We start from the raw sequence: 22,008 nt of genomic DNA, 5'->3' as shown, positions 1-22,008 counted from the left end.
CATGGCTTTGATGATTACGGATGAGTGCATCAACTGCGATGTCTGCGAACCCGCCTGCCCGAACAACGCGATCTCCATGGGCGAGGAGTTCTACAAGATCGAGCCGAGCAAGTGCACCGAGTGCGTCGGCCACTTCGACGAGCCGCAGTGCGTGATGCTCTGCCCCGTCGCCTGCATCCCCATCAACCCGGCTCACATCGAGAGCCGTGACACGCTGCTGCAGAAGTACCAGCGCCTGACGGCCGCTTAACACTCGTCACGTTACTCGGCGGCGGCCAGGCGCTGACGAGGGTTGCGCCGCAGATCCCAAGAGTCCCAAGATGCATAAGTTGTCGCATGCGGTCGCTGATGGCTGGCAGCCGCACTCCCATCTTCCGGTGTACAGCCTCAAGCCTTCGGGCCAGGGGACTCGAATACTGGCCGGCGTTCCTGGCGGAGACCCGACGCCGTTCGAGAGGCTGGTGCTGTGCCTTGAGCCGCCATACCGGCTGCTCTACGTTTTGCACACGCCGCGAGGAGAAGCTGAGGCAGGGCGCTACCAGAGCGCCGAAGTCTCGCCAGAACAGTTCCATGCATTCATGGCAAGGTTCGGCAACTACCTGTCCTCGGATGCGCGGTTTGACGTCTGGGCGCACTCGGCGACCGAAGCTGCCACCGTCGTCTGGGATCGTCATAACCAACTCTTTGCCTATGGCCCGCTCGACAAGTTCTCGGCGGAGCTGGATGCGCTTGGCTTCAGTGAAGGCGATGCGGGAATTTCCTTTGCCCATCAGCATCACTACCGGCAGGAGTTCGATGCCGACGCTGCCGCGCTGCTGGAGTTCTTCTCCTGGTCGCACTCGCCTTTGCGAGAGGAGGACGAGCAATGAGCTGGCGAGAGCTCGACAGGCTCCTAGTTCGGCAACACAGTTCTCAACACAAACGCTAGCCCCGCCCCCGCCGCCGTTAACTGCTGTCGCTTGATCGCATCCGCCCTTGCGCTGTAGCCACTCGGCAGGCTCACCGCCCAGTGCGACCCCTGCCTGGCCGAGAACTTCAGGCCCTGGAACGCCAGCCCCGCCTGCTCCAGCGACTGTGTGGCCCAGCGGGCCGGCCAGTCGGCCGGGTCGCCCGGGTTCATGTGGACCTTGCGCGCCTCGGCCAGCCAGGCGGCGTTGACGCGTGAGGGCTTGAGCTTGTCGGGCACGCTGTCCCACAGCGTGTGCAGCTTCAGCGGGCCCGAGCCTGCCGCGGCGGGGCCGGTCGGCGGGGTCACCACCCAGAGGCTGTTGCCGCCGACGGTGAAGCTGTGCTCGTCCAGCCCGGTCTTGTCTGGGTCCACGCGCTGGCCCTGTGCGTTGAGATAGACCGCGCCCACGTGCAAGGGCTGGTGCAGGTCGCCCACCAGGTGGGTCAGCACCAGCAGGGCCTCGCGCCGGCTCCTGAACTGCGGCTGGCCAGGCGCCGGCTTGCCCTGCAGCACGAGGATGGCCTGGCGCAGCGCGCCCGTCACGTCGTCGCTGCGCGTGCCGGCGAAGCCCAGCAGATAGCGGCTGCGCTGCAAGGCGATGTCGGCGTAGTGCGTCTGGCGGTGGCAGCTGTCCTCGTCCATGCCGATGCGGCACTGCTTGTCGTTGCGCTTCACGTAGTCGGCCATCTCGGCGATGCGGGCCGGCGTTTCCAGAGGCGCGCACTCGGCGTATTTGCCGGGCGCCGGGTAGGTGTAGCCGTCCTTCGGCGAGATGCCCTTCACGCAGTCGGCCCAAATCGAGGCCAGCGGCAGCGGGATGTCGCCCAGCAGCGCCGCCACACGGGCCTCGGTGGGTGTGCCCTTGATCAGGCCGGCGGCGATGGTCGCCACGGTCTGGTGGCCGTCCGGGCCCCAGGCCTGGGCGGCAAAAGGAATTGCGATCAGGGCGGTGGCAAGCAGGCGGCGCATGGGCTTGTGTTCTCAGGCAATCAGGCCCGCTAGTCTGCCCGGCTGGAAGTGCAGGTCAATGAAGTCCGCGAGGCCGTCGAACACGGCGTCCAGCGGCCGACCCGTCTGGCCGAACAGCGCCTGCAGCACGGCCGGCTGCTCGAACAGGCCGTGGGCGTAGACGCCCAGCACACGTCCGGCCTGCCAGCCGATGGCCTCGCCCGCCGCGTTGCGCAGCGCCACCTGAGGCGGTGGCAGGCCCGGGTGGGGCTGAGTGCGGCCGTGGCGGATCTCGTAGCCCTCGGCCTGCACGCCGGCCAGCGCGCCCCAGGGTCCGTCCGTCGCGCCGAAGTGCAGGGCGGTGCTGCGCAGCAGCTTCTCGGTCTCGAAGACGGTCACCAGCGGCAGCAGGCCCAGGCCGGGCGCGTTGCCATCCACGCCATGCGTGTCGATCAGCGCCTCGCCCAACATCTGCAGCCCGCCGCAGATGCCCAGCACGCGGCCGCGGTGGCTGTTGATGGCCAGATCGAGCTTCTGCGCGCGCAGCCAGGCCAGGTCGGCGGCGGTGGACTTGCTGCCGGGCAGGATGATCCAGTCCGCGCCGGCTAGATCTCTGGGCTCGCGTGCCCACGACAGGCGCACACCAGGCAGCTGGCGCAGCGGCTGGAACTCGTCCAGGTTGGACAGGCGCGGGTAGGCGACGACGGCGATGTGCAGGCCCTCGCCGGTGGCGGCGCTGTCAAACACACCGTCCTCTTCCGGCAGGCCGTGGCCGCGCCACATTGGCAGCGTGGCGATGGTGGGCACGCCGGTCAGCGCCTGCAATTGCTCGGGGCCGGGCGCCAGCAAGCCGGCGTCGCCGCGAAAGCGGTTCAGCACGAAGCCCTTGACCTGAGCACGCACGTCGGCCGGCATCAGTTGATGCGTGCCGTAGAGGTGGGCGAAGGCGCCGCCGCGGTCGATGTCGGTGACGAGCAGGCAGGCGGCGTTGGCGTCGCGTGCGGTACCCAGGTTCACGTAGTCGCTGGGTGCGAGGTTGATCTCGGCCGGCGAGCCAGCGCCCTCGATGACGACGACGTCGTTCTCGCCCATCAGCTCCAGCAGCGCTGCGCGCGCACGCGGCTTGAGCAGCGCGCTGCGCTCGCGCCAGGGCATGCGGGACAGGGCGGCGTCCACTTCGCCCAGCACGACGACCTGGCTCTGCGTGTCGGCCTCGGGCTTGAGCAGCACGGGGTTCATGCGCACCTCGGGCACGCGGCGTGCGGCCAGGGCCTGGAAGTACTGGGCGCTGCCGATCTCGCCCATGCCGCCATTCAGACCTGGCACCACGCGCGCGTTGTTGCTCATGTTCTGCGCCTTGAACGGCGCGACCTTGAGCCCCTGGCGGGCATACCAGCGGCACAGCGCCGTGGCCAGCCAGCTCTTGCCGGCGCCGCTGGTGGTGCCCAGCACCATGACGGCCTTGCCTTGATGGCTCATGCGTCCTCGCTTTCGATTTCAAGCAGGGCCAGCTGCAGCGCCTGCTGCGCGCCCGGTGGCTGGGCGGACACGCGCACCCAGCCGGGCAGGCCGAACGAGGCGGCGTCGCGCAGGCGAATGCCCCACTCGTGCAGCCGCGTGTCTATGTCATGTCGCGGCGGGCGGGCCAGCCAGAAGTTGGTGCAGCTGGGCCGCTGCTGCCAGTCCAGCGCGGCCAGCATTGCGCGCTGTTGGGCCGTCCATTCGCGCAGCTGGGCGCGGGCGTCGGCCAGCCAGGCGGCGGTCGCGTCGTCGTGCCAGTGCGACAGCAGAGCCACGCCTTCGGCCGACAGCACCCAGCTGGGTGCCAGGGCTTGCGCATGCGTCCAGACGGCGTCGGCCGCCGGGGCGATGAGATAGCCGGCGCGCACGCCGGTCAGGCCGAGGGCCTTGTTGGGGCAGAACAGCTGCCAGGCCCGGGGCGGCAGCGCGGGCACGCCGCCCAGCAGGCGCAGCGGCTCGTAGGCGCGGTCCACCACCACGAGGTGGTCGCCGAGCTCGGGCCAGGCCGCCACGCTCGCGCCGGTCGGGTTGCAGGGTTCGCAGATCCAGATCAGCGCTGGCGCCTCGGGGCGGATGTCGGCCGGGTCGGCATAGGGCCTCACGGCCAGCCCGAGTGCCTGGGCCGCAGCGGCGTAGTCGCCAAAGCCCGGCTGCGGCACCCAGACCTCGCGATGGCCGGCCAGCAGCGCGGCCAGCGTGAGGCGGCGAATGCCCTCGGCGCCGCCGGCCGTGGGCAGCAGCAGTTCGTGATCGCTCGCGTGGGCCTCGCCCAGGCGCCGGCGCAGCGCGCCGTACTGCGGGTCGGGGTAGGCCTGGCGGTCGGCCTGCTGCACGGCGTTCATCAGCGCCGGCGGCGGGCCTAGCGGGCTGGCGTTGGTCGAGAAGTCGTGCGCGGCCGTCGGGCCGCCGTCGGGGCCGCCGTGTTCGGCTTGCAAATAGTTCATGGCGCCATCCTCAGCACCCAGGCCAGCGCGGCGATCAACACGGTGCCGGCCACGACGGCATGTCGGGCCACCGTGCACGCCGCCTGCAGCGCGCCAGCCGCCGCAGGTTGCCCGCTGGCGTGCAGCGAGTAGACACCAGGTTTGCTCAAACGCACGCCCAGCCGCAGCGCCATCGCGGCCATGGGCCAGCCGCTGTTGGGCGACGGCGTGCGGCGGGCCTCGCGTGCCACGGTCAGCAGCGACGGCGGCAGCAGCATCAGCGCCGTCAGCCGCGCAGGCAGCCAGGACAGCACGTCATCCGCCCGCGCCGCCCATTTGCCGCTCCACTCGCGCTCGTCCCGGTAGCCCCACATCGCATCGGCCGTGTTCGCAAAGCGGTAGATCGCTGCGCCCGGCAGGCCCAGCAGCGCGAACCAGAACAGCGGCGCGATGACCGAGTCGTTCAGGTTCTCGGCCAGTGTCTCGATGGCGGCTTCGCGCACTTCGGTCTCGGTCAGCGCCGAGGTGTCGCGGCTGACGAGCCGCGAGAGCCTTGCGCGGCCGGCGGCCAGCGATTCGTTCAAGGCCGTCTCCACGGCCATGGCTTCGTCGGCCAGCATGCGCCAGGCGAGCAGGGGCTTGAGAAGCAGGCCGAGCAGCAGGGCTGTTGCCAGCAGCCGCAGCAGCGACGTTGAGGGCTGGAGTGCCAGCAGTGCCCAGCCGGACAGCCACAGCGCGATGAAGCCGACTGCCGCAGCGCCGATGAGCCAGGCGAGGGCGCCGGCGATGAAGCTCAATGCCGGGGGCAGTTGGGTGAGCTTTAACAGGCTGAGGTAGCGGCCCATGCCGACGACCGGATGCGCCCAGGTTGGGGGCTCGCCGAAGGCTCGGTCGATGAGCAGGGCGATGAGCATGGCCAGGGGGAGCAGGAGGGCCATCAGCATGGCGGCGCCTTCGTTGCGCTTGCTTTCTGCCGAGTGCCGTGCCGGGAGTTCGCCCCGGCGGGCGAGTCACTTTCTGGTCCGCCAGAAAGTAACCAAAGAGCTCCCCCCGACCGCCCCGCCCTTCGCTGCGCTTCGGGTGCCCTGCGGTACTCAAGCCTTGAGGCCCCGCCCGGAACTCGCGCCGCTACGCTCTGCTCAGACAACCGTGCGGAGTCAGTTCTTGAAGTGCGCTTCGCGCACGGCCTCAAGCCTTTCCGTTCCTCGGCGAGGCTAAAGGGCGCATACAGAAATACATCCACCGCCCGGTTTTCGGGCTTGGCTGTTGGCTGTTTGGGAACCTCCCCTTCTAAACCGCCGAGAAGCGCAGAAGCCCGGGGCGCGAGCGCAGCGAGCCTCAAGCTCTGACTTCGCACCCCTTTGTTTGAACGCAGCGTAGCGAAGTGAGTTGGGTTTGGCCCCGGGTTTCGATGCAGTGAGGCAGGACCGAGCACAGCACCTGCGTGCTGTGCGACGCCTGACGAACGCCATGCCGCATGCAAGCGGCATGGCACGCAGGGCACCCCGACAGGGGCGGTTTCGCAGGGGAGAGCTTTTTGCCTACTTTTTGGCGGCGCAAAAAGTAGGTCGCCTGCCGGGGCGAAATCCCGGCTGGGCCTGGCCGATGACGTCGTCGCACCAAAGATCACAACAGCCAGCACAGGGGACGCAAAGCTCATCACAGCGGTGGCAGCCGGGCCAGCAGGCCGGTCTTGAGGCAGGCGGGCCGGCGGCTCCAGGCCAGCAGGCCGTCACCGGGCTCGGCATGCTGGGTGGCCACGTCCAGCAGTGCGTCGACGCTGGCTGCATCCGGTGCCAGTTGCCCGAACAGGTAGCTGTGTTTGCCCGCGCCCTGAAGCGCCGCCGTGCAGCTTTGCTTGCAGGCCGCCATGCAGGCCTGGCCGCGAATGGGCAGAGGCCAGTCGCGCGCCAGGGCCTCGTTCTCGACGGCTTCCAGCAGCGCCTGCCCCTGGCCGTCGGCGCAGGTGATGCAGATGACGAGGGCGCTCAATCCTCGATGCCCCGCTGCGCCGGCACGCCGGCCTTGTAGTGATGCTTCACCAGCGTCATCTCCGTCACCGTGTCCGCCAGCTCGATCAGCTCGGCCGGCGCGCCCCGACCCGTCAGCACGACATGCACATGCGCCGGCCGCTCACGCAGGCATGCCAGCACCGGCTCCAGGGCCACCCAGCCATAGCGCAGCGGATACATGATCTCGTCCAGCACAACGAGGAAATGGTCGCCGCTGCGGATTGTCGCGTCGGCGCGTGCCCAGCCCTCGCGAGCCAGCTCGGCGGAGTGCTCCAGGTCCTTGCTCTTCCACGAGAAGCCATCGCCCAGGCCGATGATGGGCACGCCCAGCTGCTCGAAGACGCGGTGCTCGCCGAAGCGGGCGCTAGGCACCTTCATGAACTGGTAGATCAGCACCGGCTTGCCGCGCCCATGCGCACGCAGCGCCAGGCCGAAGGCGGCCGTGCTCTTGCCCTTGCCGTCGCCGGTGTGCACGAGCACGAGGCCGCGGCGCTCGGCGGTCGGGATGACTCGCTCGCGGTTGACCGGCGGTTGTTCGATTTCCATGTCAGCTTCCAAAGAAGGCGGCAATCGCCTCGGGGTTGGACGGGAAGTAGTGGTGCACGTAGCTCGCGCGCAGTGAGCCCCGCTGGTAGAGCGCCTCGGCCGTCTTGCCGCCATTGGGGTTGCTGGCGTGGGCGACGGGCGCGAGCGGCGTTTCGAGCGTCGAGTAGTGATAGCTGTGGCCGCGCAACGGGCCTTCGGGCCAGTCGATGGCCTGCAGACCGAGGGCCGCCACGCGCTGTTGCAGGCGGGCCTTGCCAGGCATGAGGCCGGCCATGCCGTGCGCCAGGCCGCCGGCGTCGGTCAGTTCGTCCAGCAGGGACAGCATGCCGCCACATTCGGCCAGCAGCGGGCGCCCCTGTGCGACATGGGCATGCAGATCGTCGACCAGCGCGGCGTTGGCTTTCAGCGCCGGGGCATGCAGTTCGGGGTAGCCGCCCGGCAGCCACAGTGCGTCGCAGCGAGGCAGGCGCTCGCCGGCCACCGGCGAGAAGAACACCAGCTCGGCGCCCAGCGCGCGCAGCAGGTCGACATTGGCCGGGTAGATGAAGCCGAAGGCCGCGTCGCGCGCGATGGCGATGCGCCGGCCTTGCAGCAGCGGCGGCGGCGGGGGCTCCGGCTCGTGCCTGAAATCGACCGCGCAAAACGCCAGGCCCGGCCGCAGCGACGCATCCCAGGCATCGGCCCAGGCATCGAGCTGTGCATCCAGCCCCGGCTGCTCCTGGGCCTGCACCAGGCCCAGATGGCGCTCCGGCAGGCTCAAGCTGGCATCACGCGGCAGGGCGGCGATCAGCGGCAGGTCCGCGGGCAAGCCCTCGATGAGCATGCGGCCGTGCGCCGGGCCGCCCACGCGGTTGGCGATGACGCCGCCGTGGTGCACATCGGTCCGGAAGCGCTGCAGCCCCGTGGCCAACGCCGCGAAGGTCTGGGCCATGGCCGAGGCGTCGACGACGCAGACCACCGGCAGTCCGAAGGCCGCAGCCAGGTCGGCGCTGCTGGGGTTGCCGTCGAACAGCCCCATGACGCCCTCGACGAGGATGAGGTCGGCGTCGGCCGCCGCGCGCGCCAGCAGCGACTGGCAATGCGCGAAGCCGCCCATGAAGAGGTCGAGTTGGTAGACCGGCGCGCCGCTGGCCAGGGCCAGGATGCCCGGGTCGAGGAAGTCCGGCCCGGTCTTGAAGACGCGCACGCGCCGGCCGCGCCGGGCGTGTGAACGCGCGATGGCAGCCGTGATGCTCGTCTTGCCCGCGCCGGAGGCGGGCGCACTGATGAAGAGGGCGGGGCAGGAGCTCATAAAGGCAGGGCCACCCAGCGCCCCTCGATCTGCGCGATGTGCAGGCTGGGGCCGAAGACGCGCCTGAGTGCGTCGTGCGTGGCCGTGTCGGCCGGCGAGCCGGTGTGCACGATGCGGCCATCGGCCATCAGCACGAGGTGGTCGGCCTGCAGCGCGAGGTGCAGCTCGTGCAGCACGCTAACGACGCTGTGCCCGGCCGCCACGCGGGCGCGCACCAGGGCCATCCACTCGGCCTGATGGGGCGGGTCGAGGTGGGCGAGGGGCTCGTCCATCAGCGTCAGCGGCGCGTCGACCGCCAGCGCGCGCGCCAGCAGCACGCGTTGGCGTTCGCCGCCCGACAGCGAGCCCAGGCGCCGCTCGCGCCAGGCCCAGCTCTGCGTGGACTGCATGGCGGCGTGCACGGCGGCGTGGTCGGCGGCGGTGGGCGGGGCCAGCCAGGGGCGGTGCGGCAGGCGGCCGAGCATGACGACGTCCAGCGCCATCAGGTCGTCGGCACCGGTCTCCTGCTGGCCCATCCAGGCGAGATGGCGGGCGCGCTCGCGGCTGGACCAGTCTTGCAGCGGTTTGCCCGCCAGCTGAACGCTGCCGTCGCAGCGCTGCAGGCCGGCCACGGCGCGCAGCAGCGTGGACTTGCCGGCACCGTTTGGGCCGACGATGGCCGTCCAGCGGCCTTGCGGAATGTGCAGGGCTATGTTGCTGATGAGGTCGCGGCCGTCGATGCGCACGCGCTGGATCTGAGCTTGCAGTGCGCTCATCGCCTGGGTGCTCCACGGCGATGCATGAGCACCAGCAGGTAGACACCACCCAGCAGCGCCGTCACCAGGCCGACAGGCAATTCCTGCGGCCGGATCAGCCCGCGCGCCAGCACGTCCGCCGCCAGCAGCAGCGCGCCGCCAGCAGCTGCGGACATGACGATCAAACGGCCATGCAGCATCGGGCACAGCGCGCGCACGAGGTGGGGCGCGACCAGGCCGACAAAGGCAACGATGCCCGTCTGGGCGACCGCCGCCCCGGTGGCCAGCGCGAAGGCGCAGATCAGCAGCAGCCGCATCAGACCCATGCGGATGCCCAGCGACGCGGCGGTGGCTTCGCCCAGCGTCAGCGCGTCCAGCGCCGGGCTGGCCAGCAGGCCGACGACCAGTGCCGCCGCGCCGCAGGCCGCCATCACCGTGACGCTGCTCCAGCCCAGCAGGCCGGTGTTGCCGAGCAGGAAGGCCTGCATGGCACGCAGGATGTCCGGCGCCCACAGGGTGGCCAGGCCGGTCAGCGCGTTCAGCACCACGCCGACGACGACGCCGGCCAGCAGCAGCCGCAGCGTCTGCTCCACGCCGCGCGCGAGCACCAGCGTCAGCCCCACGCCCACCAGCGTGCCGATGAAGGCGATGCCGGTCAGGCCGACATGGGCCAGCAGCGAGGAGGTCTGTGGCGACACACCCGTCAGCGCCAGCGCGATGGCCACGGCCAGGCCGGCGCCCGAGGCGCTGCCCAGCAGATAGGGGTCGGCCAGCGGGTTGCGGAACAGGCCCTGCGCCATCGCGCCCGCCATGCCCAGCAGCGCGCCCGCCAGCCAGGCGCCCAGCGAGCGCGGCAGGCGGATCTCCCACAGGATGACGCTCATGCTGCCGTCCTGCAGGTCGGCCCAGCCGGTGCTGCCGGTCAGCACACCCGCCAGCACGCCGGCAGCGCCTACGGCGAGCAGCAACACCAGCAGCAGCGCGGGGCGCTTGTTCGTCACGACGCCGCCTTCTCGCGCAGGCACCGGGCCATGATCTGCGCGGCCTCGGCCATGCGTGGGCCGGGGCGGGACAGGATGTCGCCCTCCTCGGCCTTGAAGATGCAGACACGGCCGCGCTTGATGGCGTCGATGCGGTCCCAGCCCGGGCGTTGCGCCAGGCCCTCGGAGCCGCGCTGGCCGATCATGATGAGCGCCGGGTTGGCCTTGACGACGAACTCGGGGTTGATCTTGGGAAAGGGGCCGAGCTCGGGCGGGATGATGTTGCCGGCGCCCAGGCGGGTCAGCGTTTCGCCCATGAAGGAGACGGTGCCGGCCGCCCAGATGCCGCTGGCCACTTCGTAATAGACCCGCACGCCGCGCGCCGCCGCCGGCACGCTGCTGGCCGCCGCCGCCACGCCGGCCTCGATGTGGCGCCAGACGCGCTGGGCATCCGGCACGCCCAGCACCTGGCCCACGGTGCCCAGCACGCGCTGCACGTCGCGGTAAGAGCGCGGCTCCAGCGCGATGACCTTCAGGCCCAGAGCGCGCAGCCGCTCGGCCACGCGCGAGGACACGGCCACCAGCACCACGTCGGGCTTCAGCGCCGCGACCATCTCGACATTGGTGTCCTCCATGCCGCCGAGCTTGGGCAGCGCGTTCACCTGGGCGGGGAAGTTGGAGTAGCGGTCGACGCCCACCAGTCTGGCGCAAGCGCCCAGTTCGCAGACCGTCTCGGTCAGCGAGGGCAGCAGGCTGACGATGCGCTGCGGTGCGGCCGTGATGACCGTGGTGTGGCCGAGGTCGTCCTTGATTTCGACGGCGCTGGCAGGCAGCGCGCAGGCGAGCAGCAGCGCCAGCAACAGACGTTCAAGCATTGTTTGAATCCTCCACAGGGCGGGTCCAGGCCTGGCCCGCCACCATCAGTGTCAGCTGGCCGCACAGGCGCGCGATGTCCTGGTTCAGCCGGCCGAGTTCGTCGACATAGTCGCGCACCTCGCGGCCCAGCGGGGACACGCCCCAGCCAACCTCGTTCGAGACGAAGACAACCGGCGAGGCCAGCCGTGGCAGCAGGTCGAGCAGCGTGGCTCGCTCGGCCTGCCAGCCGGTCGTGTCGGGCGCGTCGCTCATCGGCATCAGCCAGTTGGTGAGCCACAGCGTCAGGCAGTCGACGATGACGAGCGTGCCCGCGTCGTCGGCCTGTTGCAGTGCCGCGCTCAAGCCCAGCGAGGCTTCGAGGGTGTCGAAGCCCGCTGGTCGTGAAGCGCGGTGGTGGGCGATGCGCGCACGCATCTCTTCATCGGCCGCCAGCGCGGTGGCGACGACGGTGACCCGCCCGCCACCGGCCTGCCAGCGCAGTGCCAGCCGTTCGGCCTGACGCGACTTGCCGCTGCGCTGGCCGCCGACGATGAGTTGGTGTGCGCTCATGGCTTCTTCAATCTTCAACTCAGAACTGCGGCGTCCAGCGCAGCGAGGCCTGCACCGTCATCGGTGCAGAGGCGTAGCCGTAGGCCGTCTGGTACTTGCGGCTGAAGGCGTTGTCCAGGTTGAGCTGCAGCTTCACCTCACGGCTGACGGCGACCTGCGCGTTCAGGTTCAGCAGCGCATAGCCGCCGAGCTTGCGCGTGTTGGTCGCGTTGTCGAAACGCGCGCCCGAGGCCGTCACGCCGGCGCCCAGGATCCATGCGCCCAGCGCCGTGTCGGCGTTGACCGTGGCCAGGCGCTTGGCGCGGCGAGCCAGCAGCAGGCCGTTGGCAGCGTCCGTGTGCTTCTGCACGTCCAGCGTGCCGCGCAGGTTCACGTTGGCAACCCGCGTGGCACCGGCCAGGCTGACGCCCTGCAGGCGAGCCTTGGCCACGTTCTGGTAGCAGCCGAAGCTGCTGTTGCAGCTGCCCGCCGCGCCAAAGATGATCAGGTTGCTGATGCGGTTGCGGTAGGCCGTGACCGACAACTCGTGATCGCCGCTGGCCCACTTCAGGCCGGTTTCCATGTTGCGGCCACGCTCGGCATCCAGCGGCGTGACGCCGGGCTTGCTGAGGTCGGGGCCGTAGACCGTGCCCTGCTGGTAGATCGTCGGCGCGCGGAAGGCGTTGCCGATGGAACCCACCACGCGCAGGCCCGGTGCCACCGCAAAGCCCGCCAGCAGCGTGCCCGTGTTGACGTCGCCGAACTGGCTGTCGCGGTCATGGCGGGCATGGGCCTGCAGGTCGAAGGCGCCGGCCGACAGCATGTAGCCCAGGCCCGCGCCGTTGCGGTGGCGGGTGCCGACGCCGGCCGTCACCAGGCCGCTGTTCTCCAGCTTGTCCTCGATGCGCTCGGCCGTGAAGTTGAGCTGCTGCCCGGCGGCCAGCTTGTAGAAGCCGGTCAGCGCGACGTTGCGCACGCGCGTGTCGGTCAGGTAGGGCGAGGGCGTGGTCTCGTAGCGGTCGCGCGATTCGCCGAAGCTCAGCTGCGTCTGCAGCTCGGGCGTCCACTGCGCCGTCCAGGCCAGGCGGGCCACGTCGGCGTCCTGCTTGGTCAGGTCGTCCACCAGCGGGCGGGACTTGGAGCCGTCGTACTGGCCGACCGTGTAGGTGCGCATGACCAGCGCTTCGGCGCGGTGCGCGGCGCTGAGTTGTGCGCCCACGCGCAGCATGGCCTGGCGCTTGCGGTGGCCGTCGCGGTCCGGCACGTAGCTGAAGGAGCCGGGGTAGTCCACGGTCGCGTTGAAGCCGTCGGTGCCTTCGATGGCGGCCGTCAGCGCGTAGTCGAAGATGCCTGCGGCGCCGAAGATGCCGGCGTCGGCCTTGTAGAGGCCCAGGTTGCCGGCCGCGACGCCGAAGTCCGCGCTCGTGCGGCTGCCGCCCTTGCGCGTGAAGATCTGCACCACGCCGCCCACGGCATCGGAGCCGTAGATGGCGCTGGCCGGGCCCTTGAGCACCTCGACGCGCTCGATCTGCGACAGCGGCAGGCCTTGCCAGCTGGCGCCGCCGGTGGACTGGGAGTCGACCTTGACGCCGTCGATCAGCACCAGCGTGTGGCGGTTGTCGGCACCGCGCAGGAACACCGATGTCGTCGATGCGGCGCCGCCGGTGCGCGTCACCTCGGCGCAGCCGTTGTTGCGCAGCAGGTCGGCCAGGCTCGCGGCGGCCTGGCGCTCGATGTCGGCGCGGGTGATGACGGTCAGGTCGGCCAGCACCTCGGACAGCTTCTGCGGCGTGCGCGTGGCGGTGGTGACGACGGTGTCGAGCTTGTTCTGAGTCTGGGCGTGGGCGGACGCAGCCAGGGCCAGCACGGAAAGGGCCAGCAGCGGCCGACGGGCCGCGATGAATGATGGGGACATGGAAGAGGAACGCAAACGAATCACTCAGCCTCGCTGACCTCCGCAGCAAAGCTGAAAACGGCCTCCGCTGATTGCGCGAAAGCCCCGTCGTTGGCCGGTATCCGGGCTGATGGACATAGAGGGTGACAGGACGCCCGACATGCCCGTTCTGACTTCCCAAGCCACCCCACTCGTCGTTGCAAAGACTTGCCGTAGTCGACACTACGGCTGCACTTTGCGCCTAGATTGGGGCGCCTTGGAAAGCCTTCTCGGGCACGCCGGACGCCCTCTCACCCTCTGCTCTCCGCCTTCCCGGTGCTTGCGCACCAGTGGCATGTGATGGAGAGCAGGAGCGCGGGGCTCCGTCCACTTACCGTTGCGGGGACAGCTCAGGTTAGGTTCGTCACGGTGTGACCCACCCTCCTGATTCCCGTTGAACTGCAGCCGCCGTGAGGGCGGGCGCGAGCACCAACGGCGGGGATTCTATCGAGAGCCGTTGTTGGCGCTGGTGGAGGGCTTGTGCGGCTTCGCCGTCTTGGGTGGCTTCAGGTAGGTGACCTGGGGCGAACTCGCCGGCTGGGCGGGCGCCACCGCCGGCTGCAAGCCGATGTGCGTGGCGCGCGTGTGGCGCCCCTCGGCCTCGCTGGCGCGCCGCGCCGAGGCCAGCGCGGCGGCGCGTTTGGAGTCCGCCAGATGGCGGTCACGCGCGGCACGGCTGTCTGCGGAGCTGGGTTCGTCGTAGTCCACGCTGTTGGCCGCCGTGCCGCCGGGGCAGGGCGAATCGCGCAGGTCGCGGCCGTCGGGGCCGCAGCGGTAGACCTGGGTGCGCCGGACCTGCGTCTGCGCGAGCGCAGGCAGCGCAGCGCACAGGATGAGGGCCAGCAGCAGGGGTTTCATGAGGCCGGAGTTTCCTTCGGCGGCTCGGGTTTGGGGGGCTTGGGCCGCGGCGGTTTAGCGTGAATTTTGGCGAGTGCCTTGTCCATCTCGCCGCGCAGCATCAGCTCGACCGCGCCGTAGCTCTTCTCGATGCAGTCCTCCACCGCCTGGCGCTCGGCCAGCGGCGGCCGGCGCAGCACATAGCCGGCGACCTCGTCCTTGTGGCCCGGGTGGCCAATCCCTAAGCGCAGGCGCCAGAAGTCGCCGCTGCCGAGCTGGGCCTGCATGTCCTTCAGGCCGTTGTGGCCGCCATTGCCGCCGCCCTTCTTGAACTTCATCTCACCGGGGGAGAGGTCCAGCTCATCGTGGACGGCGAGGATTTCCTCCGGCGCGATCTTGAAGAAGCGGGCCAGCGGCGCGACCGACTTGCCGGAGAGGTTCATGTAGGTCATGGGCTGCAGCAGCCAGATCGGGCCACTGGCGCCCGGCGCCCCGTTCACGCGGGCCACGAGGCCGTGATAGGCCTTGTCGGGCAGCAGGCTGGCCTTGAGCCCGCGGGCAAGGCCGTCGACCCACCAGAAGCCGGCGTTATGCCGGGTGTCTTCATATTCTTGGCCCGGGTTGCCGAGGCCGACGATCAGGCGAATCATGGGGCGGGATTATCTAGGGGCCGGAAATAAAAAAAGGGCCCGCGAGGGCCCTTTCGATCGGCATGTCTGCCGGGAAGAAATTACTTCTTCTTCTTCTTCTTGCCGTCGTCAGCGACCGGAGCGGCCACGACGATGACTTCTTCAGCGGCCGGCGCGATCGGCGTTGCGACGACCGGGTTCGGCTTGCCGTGCGTGACGATCTTGACGCCGGCAGGCAGCTTGATGTCGTTGACGTGCAGCGAGTGACCTTGCGTCAGGCCCGACAGGTCCACCTCGATGAACTCGGGCAACTGCTGCGCCAGGCAGGCGATTTCCAGCTCGGTGATGACGTGGTTGACCGTGCAGTGGTCGGTTTTGACGGCCACCGAGGTCTCTTCGCCGACGAAGTGCAGCGGCACCTTCTTGGTGATCTTGGTCGTGGCGTCCACGCGTTGGAAGTCGCAGTGCAGGACTTGCGGCTTGTACGGGTGCACCTGGAAGTCACGCAGCAAGACCTGGGTCACGGCGCCGTTCAGCTCCATGTCCAGCAGGGAGCTGTGGAAGGCTTCCTTCTTGAGGGCGTGATAGAGCGCGTTGTGATCGAGTTCGATCAATGCGGGCTCACCGGCGCCATAAACAATACCGGGCACTTTGCCGGCCACGCGCAGGCGGCGGCTCGCTCCGGTCCCCTGCAGATTGCGCTCAAAAGCGACGAACTTCATGGTTTTCTCCAAAAAGAGAAACGGCACCCGCGACCAGGTTGCCGTTGGGAATGCAGCCTTGCGGCTGCGGCGGATTCCGGATCAGAAGTTGTTGTTCTGTTCCGAGAAGAGGCTTGTGACGGACTCACCGTCAGAGATGCGGCGGATGGTCTCGGCAAACAGGAAGGCCACCGACAGCTGGCGGATCTTCTTGCAGGCCTTGGCCGCGTCGGTCAGCGGAATGGTGTTGGTGATGACGACTTCGTCCAGCTGCGAGCCGGCGATGCGCTCGATGGCCGGGCCCGACAGGATGGGGTGCGTGCAGTAGGCGAACACGCTCTTGGCGCCGCGCGCCTTCAGCACCTCGGCCGCCTTCACCAGCGTGCCTGCCGTGTCGATCATGTCGTCCATGATGACGCAGTTGCGGCCGTCGATGTCGCCGATGACGTGCATCACTTCGGAGACGTTGGCGGCCGGGCGGCGCTTGTCGATGATGGCGAGGTCGCAGCCGAGCTGCTTGGCCAGTGCGCGGGCACGAACCACACCGCCGACGTCCGGGCTCACGACGACGAGGTTGCTGTAGTTGCGGCTCTTCAGGTCCGACAGCAGCACGGGCGACGCGTAGATGTTGTCGACCGGGATGTCGAAGAAGCCCTGGATCTGGTCGGCGTGCAAGTCCATCGTCAGGACACGCTCGACGCCCACGGTCTCGAGGCAGTTGGCCACGACCTTGGCGGAGATGGGCACGCGGGTGGAGCGCGGGCGGCGGTCCTGGCGGGCGTAGCCGTAGTAGGGGATGACCGCGGTGATGCGACGGGCGCTGGAACGCTTGAGCGCGTCCGCCATGATCAGCAGCTCCATCAGGTTCTCGTTCGTCGGCGCGCAGGTGGGCTGGATGACGAAGACGTCACGGGCACGCACGTTCTGCTGGATCTCGACGGCGACCTCACCATCCGAGAAACGACCGACCACCGCCTTGCCGAGTTCGAGGCCGAGGTGGGTGGCGATTTCCTGGGAGAGGACCGGGTTCGCGTTGCCGGTGAAGAGAACCGTGTTGAGCAGCACTGTGCTTCCTTGAGTCAGTGGCCCGCTGAAGAAAGAGCCGGTTCAGCGAAATACAGAAAACATTTGGCAGGGGAGGAAGGACTCGAACCCTCGCATGCTGGAATCAAAATCCAGTGCCTTTACCAACTTGGCGACTCCCCTACACAGGACACAGCAGAGCTGCTGCACCCTATAACCTTTCAGTCAGCCCAGCCCGCGAGCGGGTGTTGAGCCAAGCTGCGGCAGATTCGACCGGTCCACCCTTCAGGCCCTTCTTTTGAAAGACGCTGAAGTAATGTCGCCAGGGACTGGTCGTCATTGCCTTCTTTTCCATCCCCAAGCACTGAGAAAACCGCAGCGCCTGAGCCCGTCATCCGGGCGTTGCCGAATTGCTTCGACATCAGCGCAAGGGCCTCTCGGACGTCACTGCTGATCGCTTCTGCCGCAGGCTGAAGGTCGTTTTGACCGAAGCCGTTGATTAAGTTCTCTGCAGTTCCAGCCAGGGCGGGAAAGCCCGCGACTATAGCCAGGTTTTCGCTCCTTGCCAAGAGAGGGCTTGAAAAGATGTCCTTGGTCGCCAGGCCGGCCGGGCCCTTGAGCACGGCAAACCGCTGCTCCGGCAGCGTCAACGGATGCAGGATTTCGCCTATGCCCTCGACGAAGGCCGGGCCGCCGCCGAGGAAGAAGGGCACGTCGGCGCCGAGCTTCAAGCCCAGTTCCAGCAGCCGCGTCAGCGGCAGGCGCAGGTCCCACAGCCGGTTCAGCGCCAGCAGCGTGGTCGCCGCATCGGACGAGCCGCCGCCCATGCCGGCGCCGGCAGGCAGGCGCTTTTCGAGGTGAATGTCGGCGCCCAACGTGCAGCCGGTCTCGGCCTGCAGCAGGCGCGCGGCGCGCAGGCAGAGGTCGTCGGCGGGCAAGTCACCGGCCAGCACGTCATGGCGGGCCAGCCGGCCATCGCCGCGCAGCTCGATGTGCAGCGTGTCCGCCCAGTCGACGAGCACAAAGACGGATTGCAGCAGGTGATAGCCGTCAGCTCGCTTGCCGACTACGTGCAGGAAGAGATTCAGCTTGGCCGGCGCAGCCAGATCATGGAGTGCCTTCATCGCCCCCATCCAGCTTCGCGCGCAGCGTGACGACCGGGGCGGTCAGGCGCGTGGCGACGAGGGCGGGCAGCCTGGGCTCGATGCGCCAGCCGAGCTGCTCGAAGCCGCTCGCCGTCTTCTGGTGCGGCGCGGCGGGCCAGGGCCGGGCCTTGAGCCAGTCGAACAGCGCGGCCACGGGCACGGTCTCGCCGAGCATCTCGCGGGTCAGCGCATCGAGGTCGTCGAAGCGGCGTTCGCCGTCGGGCGTCCGCAGTGCGACCAGGCCGGGCTGCCAGGTGGCGCGGGCGACCAGGGTGCCGAGCGGCGAGGTCAGCTCCAGCCGGCCGGTCTCGGGGCCGCCGAACAGCTCAAAGCTGGCCGCGCCGCCGGTGCCGCGGTTGTGGACGTCGCCTGCCACGGTCACGCTGATGCGGCCGCTCAGGCGGGCCTCCGTGGTGGGCGCCTGTTCGCGGGGCAGTTGCGCGCAGCCGGTCAGGGCGACGGCAAGGAGCAGAGTGGGCAACCTCAAGGCTTGACCTTCAATCGGCCCATCGTTTCACGCAGTGCCTCGTTGTCAGCGTCGCGCTGGGCGGCCTCGGCGAGCACCTTGCGCGCCTCGTCCTGGGCGCCGCTGGCCCACAGCACTTCGCCGAGGTGCGCAGCAATCTCGGCGTCGGGCTGGCCGGCATAGGCCTGGCGCAGCAGCCTGGCGGCCTCGGGCAGGTTGCCCAGGCGGAACTCGACCCAGCCCAGGCTGTCGACGATGAAGGACTCGCCCGGCGCCATCTTGAGCGCGCTCTCGATGAGCTGCTTGGCCTCGGGCAGGCGCACATTGCGATCGGCGAAGGAATAGCCCAGCGCGTTGTAGGCATGGTGGTGGTCGGCCTTGAGCTCGATGACCTTGCGCAACAAGGCCTCCATCTCGTCGAAGCGGCCGAGCTTCTCGCTCATCATGGCTTGTTCGTAGATGAGGTCGGTGTCGTCCGGGAAGCGCTCGCTGACCACCTTCAGCGCGGCGGCGGCGCCGGCAAAGTCGCGCTGCTCGCGCAGCAGTTGGGCCTCGGCCAGCATGGCGGCGCGGGCATCGGCGTCGCTGGCGTCGGCGGCGGGCTTGAGCAGCTTGCGGCCCTCGGCCAGCTTGCCCTGCCGGGCCAGCAGGCTGGCGCGGCGGAACTTCACGTCGATGCCACTGCCATCGACCTTCAACAGCGCAGCTTCAGCGGCCTTCAGGTCGCCCTTTTGCTCGGCCACGCGGGACAGCATCAGCCAGGCACTCTGGCGGCCATCGGCGCGGGCCTTGATTTCGGCATCAGTGCCGGCGGCCGGCGTGTCCAGGCGCTTGAGGCTCTCGCGCAGCGCAGTCTCGGCGGCGGGCAGGTGCTTGAGCTCCAGCTCGATGGCGCCCAGGGCCAGCCAGTTGGCGGGGTTGTCAGGCGTCGCCTCGGTCAGCAGGCCGAACTCGCGCGCGGCGTCGGCAGGGCGCTGGGCCTTGATCAACGCGCGGCCATAGGCCTGGCGCAACGCATGCTGGTCGGGCTTTTGCGCCAAGCGTTCGGTGATGAGGGCTTCGGCCTGCGGCTCGACCGACATCAGCTCGACGGCGAGCTGCATCGCGTCGTCGCCGTCGGGCATGAGTCGGGCCAGTTCGCGCGTGGCTGCCAGCGCGCGCGCGTTTTCGCCGGCATTGATGGCCAGCTTCGCCTCGGCGTAGAGCGCAGCGGGGCGCAGTGCGCCGGGCTGTGTCTTCAGTACCGGCGAAAGGGCTTTCCATACCGCCTTGGAGTCGGGAGCACGCTGGAACAGGCGAGGCAGGGCCGCGATGAGGCCGGGGCGCTGTTCGGCAGGGGCCACTCGCAACAGTGCCACCAGAGGCAGCGGCACTTCGGCAGGCTTGTTTAGCAGCGCCAGTACCTGCACAACCGTCAGATGCCCTTTCATCGAATCTGGCACCGTTTCGGCCCAAGCGCGAGCGGCCATCAAGGCCAGCCTACCGTCGCGTGCGCTCAGTGCGATGCGGACCACCCGTTCGAACAGAGGTTCGTCGCCAGTACGGCGTGCGGCATCCAGCAAGAGCTGGAAGCCGAGTTCCTCTTCCTCATTCAACAGCAGTTCACCTTGCAGCAATTGAAGGAACAGCTGCCCGTCCATCGCCGAGTTGGTGAACGGCGTGGAGGGACCTTCTTGCGCGTGGGCGTGCAAGCCCAGCAGCAGGGCGGTGGCGCAGGCGACGCGGCGTAACGTGAACAGCATTCGTACTCCAGGGCCCCAAGGGCAAGGCGCTGATTATGATTTCCGTCTCATGCCCGAGTTACCCGAAGTAGAAGTCACGCGTCGCAGCTTTGCAGGCGCCATCCACGGAGCCCGGGTCACCGGCCTGCGCCTGGGAAAACCCCTGCGCTGGCCCATAGGCGTGGACCCCGAAACCCTGCTTGGCGCCCTGGTCGGCAGCGTGCAAAGAAGGGGTAAATATTTGTGGCTTCCGCTGGAAAACAGCGGTGGGCTGCTGATGCACCTGGGCATGTCGGGCTCGCTGGCGTTTCTGGACACGACCCCGGCGCCCGGCGCGCATGACCATTTCGACCTGCACACCGACCGCGGCCTGCTGCGCCTGACCGACCCGCGCCGCTTTGGCGCTGTCGTCTGGGGCGCGGCGCTGGATGCCGAGCCGGTGGCAACGCTGCTGGGCAGCCTGGGCCTGGAGCCCTTCGACGAGCGCTTCGACGGCCTGCATCTGCACGCGGCGCTGAGTGGCCGGCGCGTGGCCATCAAGCAGGCGCTGCTGGCGGGCGACATCGTCGTCGGCGCCGGCAATATCTACGCCTGCGAGTCGCTGTTCATGGCCGGCATCGACCCGCGCCTGCCCGCCGGCAAGCTGAGCCGCCCGCGCGCAGACAAGCTGGCTTCTGCCGTGCGCACGGTGCTGGGCCAGGCGCTGGAGGCCGGCGGCACGACGCTGCGCGACTTCCGCGATGCGCACGGCGTGGCCGGCAGCTTCCAGATGCAGGCCCAGGTCTACGGCCGCGAGGGCGAGCCCTGCCGGCGCTGCGGCACGGCCATCCGGCGCATCGTGCAGGGCGCGCGTTCAACCTTTTTCTGCCCTTCATGCCAGAAGCGTTGATCGCCGACTTCGGCAAGACCGTCGTCGCTTGGCAGCGCCGTCACGGCCGCCACACGCTGCCCTGGCAGAACACGCGCGACCCTTACCGCGTCTGGCTGTCCGAGGTCATGCTCCAGCAGACCCAGGTGGTGACGGTGCTGGGCTATTACGAGCGCTTCCTGGCGCGCTGGCCCAAGGTCACGGACCTGGCGAGCGCGACGCTGGACGAAGTGCTGGCGCAATGGGCGGGCCTGGGCTATTACAGCCGTGCGCGCAACCTTTACGCCTGCGCCAAGGCCGTGGCCGAGCTGCATGGCGGCGAGTTCCCGCGCACGGCCGCCGGCCTGCAGACACTGCCCGGCATAGGCCGCTCGACGGCTGCGGCGATTGCAGCTTTCTGCTACGGCGAGCGCGTCGCCATCCTGGACGGCAACGTCAAGCGCGTGCTGGGCCGCGTGCTGGCCTTCGACGGCGATCTGGCCAGCAGCGCGGCGGAGAAGCGCCTGTGGGGCCACGCCACCGAGCTGCTGCCCGAGCAGGACGTAGACCGCTACACCCAGGGCCTGATGGACCTGGGCGCGACGGTCTGCAGCACCCGATCGCCCGACTGCCTGCTCTGCCCAGTGCAGCCCATGTGCCGTGGCCAGCAGGCGGGCGACCCGACGCGCTACCCCGTCAAGACGCGCAAGCTCAAGCGCGGCCGGCGCGAGAACTGGTGGCTGTGGGTGGAGAAGCCCGGGGGCCAGGTCTTGCTGCACCAGCGACCGGCCACAGGGGTGTGGGCGGGGCTGTGGACGCTACCCATGTTCGACGACGAGGCCAGTGCGCGCGCGGCCCTGCCCGGCGGCGAGCTGGCGACGCTGCCGCGCATCCAGCACGCGCTGACCCACTTCGACTGGGTACTGCACACGCTGCGGGCCGAGGTGCACGGAGTGACCGCAGGCATGACGGATGGCGGCACCTGGGTGGCCCGGGAGAAACTCGTGGAATACGCGCTGCCAGCGCCGCTGAAGAAACTGATCGAGGAAAGCTGACATGCGAAGTGACATCAAGAGCGGCATCGAATACGCGGTCATCACGCTGCTGGTGGCGGGCATCTGCCTGTGGCAGCTCCTCAGCGGCGCCAACGAGCCCGACCCACCGGCCGCCAAGATCGCCGTCATGGGCCTGGGCGTGCTGGTGGCAGGTGCCATGCATTGCGTCTTCATGATGCAGTTGGTGCGGCGCACGGGGCGGTCGTTTGCGCCGTGGTTCGTCGCCATCGTCATCTTCATGCCGCTGGGCACGGCCGTGCTGCTGGCCCTGCTGCTGAGCGAATCCGAGCCTTCGGAAAGCTGACCGGGCGGGCCGGCGCCCGCATTGCCTGTCCACGCTGAA

24 protein-coding genes, 1 tRNA gene and 1 riboswitch are annotated in these 22,008 nt (G+C 69.1%); of the genes, 5 read left to right on the top strand and 20 right to left on the bottom strand.

What is annotated here, in order from left to right:
- The first annotated feature begins 1 nt into the window (after position 1).
- Together ACXRVZ_RS03015 and ACXRVZ_RS03010 are read left to right on the top strand one after the other, a co-directional pair.
- Positions 2-250, top strand: a complete 249-nt coding sequence (locus ACXRVZ_RS03015; RefSeq protein WP_457422578.1) for a YfhL family 4Fe-4S dicluster ferredoxin — start codon at positions 2-4, stop codon at positions 248-250.
- Positions 251-320: 70 nt separating this feature from the next.
- The gene (locus ACXRVZ_RS03010; protein ID WP_457422576.1) at positions 321-869 is read left to right on the top strand and encodes a hypothetical protein; all 549 of its coding nucleotides are present in this window, start codon (positions 321-323) and stop codon (positions 867-869) included.
- Between the two features lie 23 nt (positions 870-892).
- On the opposite strand, the gene ACXRVZ_RS03005 is transcribed toward ACXRVZ_RS03010, so the two are convergent.
- From ACXRVZ_RS03005 to ACXRVZ_RS02910, 20 genes are all read right to left on the bottom strand, one after another.
- Positions 893-1,918, bottom strand: coding sequence for a S1/P1 nuclease (locus ACXRVZ_RS03005; protein ID WP_457422574.1), 1,026 nt, complete (start codon positions 1,916-1,918; stop codon positions 893-895).
- 12 nt (positions 1,919-1,930) lie between these two features.
- Positions 1,931-3,376: a cobyric acid synthase gene (locus tag ACXRVZ_RS03000; RefSeq protein WP_457422572.1), complete on the bottom strand. Its 1,446-nt coding sequence runs from the start codon at positions 3,374-3,376 to the stop codon at positions 1,931-1,933.
- Complete coding sequence (locus ACXRVZ_RS02995; RefSeq protein ID WP_457422570.1) at positions 3,373-4,362, bottom strand: aminotransferase class I/II-fold pyridoxal phosphate-dependent enzyme; 990 nt, start codon at positions 4,360-4,362, stop codon at positions 3,373-3,375. Before ACXRVZ_RS02995 ends, ACXRVZ_RS03000 begins: the two co-directional genes overlap by 4 nt.
- Positions 4,359-5,285, bottom strand: coding sequence for an adenosylcobinamide-phosphate synthase CbiB (cbiB, locus tag ACXRVZ_RS02990; protein WP_458232178.1), 927 nt, complete (start codon positions 5,283-5,285; stop codon positions 4,359-4,361). Before cbiB ends, ACXRVZ_RS02995 begins: the two co-directional genes overlap by 4 nt.
- 715 nt (positions 5,286-6,000) lie before the next feature.
- Positions 6,001-6,333 (bottom strand): DUF1636 family protein, encoded by a 333-nt coding sequence (locus tag ACXRVZ_RS02985; RefSeq protein ID WP_457422566.1) that lies wholly within the window; start codon positions 6,331-6,333, stop codon positions 6,001-6,003.
- Entirely contained in the window at positions 6,330-6,899 is a 570-nt protein-coding gene (gene cobO, locus ACXRVZ_RS02980) for a cob(I)yrinic acid a,c-diamide adenosyltransferase (RefSeq protein ID WP_457422564.1), read from the bottom strand. The genes ACXRVZ_RS02985 and cobO overlap by 4 nt, the downstream gene beginning before the upstream one ends.
- 1 nt (position 6,900) lies before the next feature.
- Positions 6,901-8,190, bottom strand: a complete 1,290-nt coding sequence (locus ACXRVZ_RS02975; protein ID WP_457422562.1) for a cobyrinate a,c-diamide synthase — start codon at positions 8,188-8,190, stop codon at positions 6,901-6,903.
- Positions 8,187-8,945 (bottom strand): ABC transporter ATP-binding protein, encoded by a 759-nt coding sequence (locus tag ACXRVZ_RS02970; RefSeq protein ID WP_457422560.1) that lies wholly within the window; start codon positions 8,943-8,945, stop codon positions 8,187-8,189. The genes ACXRVZ_RS02975 and ACXRVZ_RS02970 overlap by 4 nt, the downstream gene beginning before the upstream one ends.
- A complete protein-coding gene (locus ACXRVZ_RS02965) occupies positions 8,942-9,925 on the bottom strand; it encodes a FecCD family ABC transporter permease (RefSeq protein WP_457422558.1) in 984 nt (327 codons plus the stop codon). The genes ACXRVZ_RS02970 and ACXRVZ_RS02965 overlap by 4 nt, the downstream gene beginning before the upstream one ends.
- A complete protein-coding gene (locus tag ACXRVZ_RS02960; RefSeq protein ID WP_457422556.1) occupies positions 9,922-10,779 on the bottom strand; it encodes an ABC transporter substrate-binding protein in 858 nt (285 codons plus the stop codon). The genes ACXRVZ_RS02965 and ACXRVZ_RS02960 overlap by 4 nt, the downstream gene beginning before the upstream one ends.
- Positions 10,772-11,329 carry a bifunctional adenosylcobinamide kinase/adenosylcobinamide-phosphate guanylyltransferase gene (gene cobU, locus ACXRVZ_RS02955; protein ID WP_457422554.1) on the bottom strand — a complete coding sequence of 186 codons (558 nt, stop codon included), beginning with the start codon at positions 11,327-11,329 and terminating at the stop codon, positions 10,772-10,774. The genes ACXRVZ_RS02960 and cobU overlap by 8 nt, the downstream gene beginning before the upstream one ends.
- A gap of 19 nt (positions 11,330-11,348) precedes the next feature.
- On the bottom strand, positions 11,349-13,223 hold the full coding sequence (locus ACXRVZ_RS02950; protein WP_457422552.1) for a TonB-dependent receptor plug domain-containing protein: 1,875 nt from the start codon (positions 13,221-13,223) through the stop codon (positions 11,349-11,351).
- Between the two features lie 75 nt (positions 13,224-13,298).
- Positions 13,299-13,690: riboswitch (cobalamin riboswitch) on the bottom strand.
- The gene (locus tag ACXRVZ_RS02945) at positions 13,686-14,099 is read right to left on the bottom strand and encodes a hypothetical protein (protein ID WP_457422550.1); all 414 of its coding nucleotides are present in this window, start codon (positions 14,097-14,099) and stop codon (positions 13,686-13,688) included. It overlaps the preceding riboswitch by 5 nt.
- Complete coding sequence (gene pth, locus ACXRVZ_RS02940) at positions 14,096-14,728, bottom strand: aminoacyl-tRNA hydrolase (RefSeq protein WP_457422548.1); 633 nt, start codon at positions 14,726-14,728, stop codon at positions 14,096-14,098. The genes ACXRVZ_RS02945 and pth overlap by 4 nt, the downstream gene beginning before the upstream one ends.
- A gap of 80 nt (positions 14,729-14,808) precedes the next feature.
- Positions 14,809-15,429, bottom strand: coding sequence for a 50S ribosomal protein L25/general stress protein Ctc (locus ACXRVZ_RS02935; protein ID WP_457422546.1), 621 nt, complete (start codon positions 15,427-15,429; stop codon positions 14,809-14,811).
- 81 nt (positions 15,430-15,510) lie between these two features.
- Positions 15,511-16,473 carry a ribose-phosphate pyrophosphokinase gene (locus tag ACXRVZ_RS02930; protein WP_457422544.1) on the bottom strand — a complete coding sequence of 321 codons (963 nt, stop codon included), beginning with the start codon at positions 16,471-16,473 and terminating at the stop codon, positions 15,511-15,513.
- A 64-nt stretch (positions 16,474-16,537) separates the two neighbouring features.
- Positions 16,538-16,614 (bottom strand) — tRNA-Gln (locus ACXRVZ_RS02925).
- Between the two features lie 38 nt (positions 16,615-16,652).
- Positions 16,653-17,555, bottom strand: a complete 903-nt coding sequence (gene ispE / locus ACXRVZ_RS02920) for a 4-(cytidine 5'-diphospho)-2-C-methyl-D-erythritol kinase (protein ID WP_457422713.1) — start codon at positions 17,553-17,555, stop codon at positions 16,653-16,655.
- Positions 17,539-18,063 (bottom strand): lipoprotein insertase outer membrane protein LolB, encoded by a 525-nt coding sequence (locus tag ACXRVZ_RS02915; protein WP_457422542.1) that lies wholly within the window; start codon positions 18,061-18,063, stop codon positions 17,539-17,541. The genes ispE and ACXRVZ_RS02915 overlap by 17 nt, the downstream gene beginning before the upstream one ends.
- Entirely contained in the window at positions 18,060-19,784 is a 1,725-nt protein-coding gene (locus ACXRVZ_RS02910; protein WP_457422540.1) for a tetratricopeptide repeat protein, read from the bottom strand. Before ACXRVZ_RS02910 ends, ACXRVZ_RS02915 begins: the two co-directional genes overlap by 4 nt.
- A gap of 49 nt (positions 19,785-19,833) precedes the next feature.
- Between ACXRVZ_RS02910 and mutM the strand changes: the two genes are divergently transcribed.
- The 3 genes from mutM to ACXRVZ_RS02895 are packed head-to-tail and all read left to right on the top strand — an operon-like array spanning position 19,834 to position 21,969.
- Positions 19,834-20,652 carry a bifunctional DNA-formamidopyrimidine glycosylase/DNA-(apurinic or apyrimidinic site) lyase gene (gene mutM / locus ACXRVZ_RS02905; protein WP_457422538.1) on the top strand — a complete coding sequence of 273 codons (819 nt, stop codon included), beginning with the start codon at positions 19,834-19,836 and terminating at the stop codon, positions 20,650-20,652.
- Positions 20,637-21,665, top strand: a complete 1,029-nt coding sequence (gene mutY / locus ACXRVZ_RS02900; RefSeq protein WP_457422536.1) for an A/G-specific adenine glycosylase — start codon at positions 20,637-20,639, stop codon at positions 21,663-21,665. The genes mutM and mutY overlap by 16 nt, the downstream gene beginning before the upstream one ends.
- Position 21,666: 1 nt before the next feature.
- A complete protein-coding gene (locus ACXRVZ_RS02895) occupies positions 21,667-21,969 on the top strand; it encodes a hypothetical protein (RefSeq protein ID WP_457422534.1) in 303 nt (100 codons plus the stop codon).
- The last annotated feature ends 39 nt before the right edge of the window (positions 21,970-22,008 follow it).

Source organism: Roseateles sp. P5_E8 (genome assembly GCF_054177665.1).
This window is presented reverse-complemented; position numbering and strand designations above follow the sequence as displayed.